Origin of the sequence: Acinetobacter sp. ANC 5378 (genome assembly GCF_013004315.1) — a bacterium.
Taxonomy (GTDB): Bacteria; Pseudomonadota; Gammaproteobacteria; order Pseudomonadales; family Moraxellaceae; genus Acinetobacter.
Genome location: NZ_JABERK010000058.1, coordinates 1 through 2,505, shown reverse-complemented (window position 1 = coordinate 2,505; position 2,505 = coordinate 1). Strand labels below are relative to the sequence as shown.

Below are 2,505 nucleotides of genomic sequence, written 5' to 3'. Positions count from 1 at the left end.
GAATTCGTTTACGCTTATTTTCCTGCTTGAGAAATTGCCAATAGATCGGTTCAAATTTCTTAAAAAAATCATCAATGGCACAGAAGATTTCTGTAAAATCAGACATGGTGGTTAGAGTCTTTGGTTTGTGTAGTAACTTTCTAAATGGCTCTAGCCATCTTTTTTTCAAGCGGTTTTCTTATCCGTAATTCGGGTTATTTAATGTTTTTAAATTCAAAATAAAATACCCTTATCCACAATTTTAAATTCAAAATCTTATCTTTTAAAATATGCCGCTGATTATATTTCATGGTTAATTTTTAAGCTTTTTATACAGTCCAGCCCTTGATTGACAAGAAGCTGAGAATAAGTGCGATATTTATTTCGATAAAATAAATATTTTAATTACATATTTTTGTTTAGTACTTTATTTAATCAATTTTTTATGATAAAAATGCAAATTAGAAATAGGAATTAACGATAAATAAATCGGAATAGAGCTTTCCATGAAAATCGTGCAAGAAGAAAATATACAACAAGTTGAACATCAACTTGGAAAACGCTTCCAGTTAGACACCATCTCATGCTTATTTTTTGTATTAGGCATGTTTATGTCTGCCTATTTTTTACATCTCTTTATTCTTTAAGCTTATTTTAACGCCTAATTTTCAACCTATTTGTTTCAAAAAAATTCTTTTTAATCAATAAAAAGCCCATCATATGATGGGCTTTTTTACTTTAAGGCTTAACCATTGCGTTTTGCAAAGTCATCCATAAAGTTCACTAAGGCTTGTACGCCTTCTAATGGTACGGCGTTATAAATACTTGCACGCATACCACCCACTGAACGGTGACCTGCCAAATTAAGAAGATGATTTTGTTCAGCTTCTTTCAGGAACAATTTATCTAGATCCGCATTTGCCAAAGTAAATGGTACGTTCATGATCGAACGGTTTTGTTCTGCAATTGGATTTGCGTAAAAATCACTTGCATCGATATAACCATAAAGCAATTTGGCTTTTTCAAGATTTACTTTGTGAATGGCTTCAACACCACCATTTTCAAGCAACCATTCAAATACCAAGCCAGACAAGTACCAAGCATAAGTTGATGGGGTATTTACCATTGAATCATTCTTCGCTTGCGCAGAATATTTCAAAATGCTTGGAATTTCAGGTTTTGCTTGATCCAGTAAATCATCACGAATAATCACTAAAGTTAAGCCTGCAGGACCAATATTCTTTTGCGCGCCTGCATAGATTAAACCAAACTTAGACACATCAATCGGTGATGAAAGAATGCTTGAAGATAAATCCGATACCAAGGGTGCATTCACTTCAGGAATACCGGCAAATTGAAGACCACCGATGGTTTCGTTATCAGCATAATGCACATAAGCAGCATCGTCAGATAAGTTCCACTGGCTTTGATCCGTAATCGCCAACTTACCGTTAATGGTCGTGCCCGCTTCCACGACATTGATGTCGCCATAGCGTTGTGCTTCTTTTAGCGCTTTTTCAGACCAGATCCCGGTATGGATATAGTCTGCTTTATTATTTTTTCCTAAAAGGTTTAAAGGAATTGCAGAGAATTGAAGTGAAGCACCACCCTGCAAGAACAATACTTTATAGTTGTCTGGGATGTTCATCAATTTGCGTAAATCTGCTTCTGCTTTTTCTGCCACAGCGACATAGTCACTACTACGATGACTCATTTCCATGATCGAAAGACCTTTGCCATGCCAATCGAGCATTTCAGCTTGGGCTTTTTCTAAAACGGCAGTCGGTAATGCAGCAGGGCCAGCACAGAAATTGTACGCGCGCATGATTTTTCCTTTCAAAGTGAAACACAATAAAATAACGGCATTTAACCACAGATAGCCTGAGCTTGCAGTAAATTATCCTGAAAATATTTCAATGCTGTCGGACATTTAAAGTCAAAAGTTCAATAAAGAGCTGTTGTTCATTTCAGTTTAGTAATCTCAATAAATACTTCAACCATGATTAAATGACTGACTCTAGGAACAATTAAAGCTGGACTCAGAATCACAGCATAAATAAATGTAGCTAAAAATTAAATCAATCGTCTTTGCAATTTAAAGATTTCCAAAGGAAAAATTTAAGTGTTACAACTCAACTAGTCGAACGTGTAACCAAATTGCTTCATCTTCAAATTGACTGATGCAACCTGACGTCTATGACCAGTTTGCAAATACTTGATTACTCCAATTCGATCTGTATGTTTTATTAAGATTTCAAGATATTGATTATGTATAGAGAACTTGAAGGACTTTACTAAAAGCCCTGAAGCAAAAAATCAATTCAGAGCCCTCTATTTCGTCTATATTTAGATTTGGTTTTATGCGATAACTATATTTTTATCGCATTATTGTGCGAAACCGTTCTAGGGCGTGTCATCAATTAAGCCATATCATGATTGAGGCAAGGTAGATCGCTGACAGGAAGTTTTGAGCCAATTTATCATAGCGCGTAGCAATACCTCGATACTGCTTGAGCTTGGCGAAGA

The 2,505-nt window shown here is 35.4% G+C and carries 3 protein-coding genes and 1 pseudogene; 1 reads left to right on the top strand and 3 read right to left on the bottom strand.

Translation table 11 applies throughout. From position 1 onward, the window contains the following. A pseudogene (locus HLH16_RS12525) lies at positions 1–106 on the bottom strand (IS982 family transposase); the annotation flags it as partial. Positions 107–485: 379 nt separating this feature from the next. Here HLH16_RS12525 and HLH16_RS12520 point away from each other — a divergent pair. Further along, positions 486–626 (top strand): hypothetical protein, encoded by a 141-nt coding sequence (locus tag HLH16_RS12520; protein WP_171529571.1) that lies wholly within the window; start codon positions 486–488, stop codon positions 624–626. 98 nt (positions 627–724) lie between these two features. On the opposite strand, the gene serC is transcribed toward HLH16_RS12520, so the two are convergent. Further along, entirely contained in the window at positions 725–1,804 is a 1,080-nt protein-coding gene (gene serC, locus HLH16_RS12515) for a 3-phosphoserine/phosphohydroxythreonine transaminase (protein ID WP_171529570.1), read from the bottom strand. 591 nt (positions 1,805–2,395) lie between these two features. Then, a partial coding sequence (locus HLH16_RS12510; protein WP_171529569.1) for a transposase occupies positions 2,396–2,505 on the bottom strand: 110 nt, incomplete at its 5' end.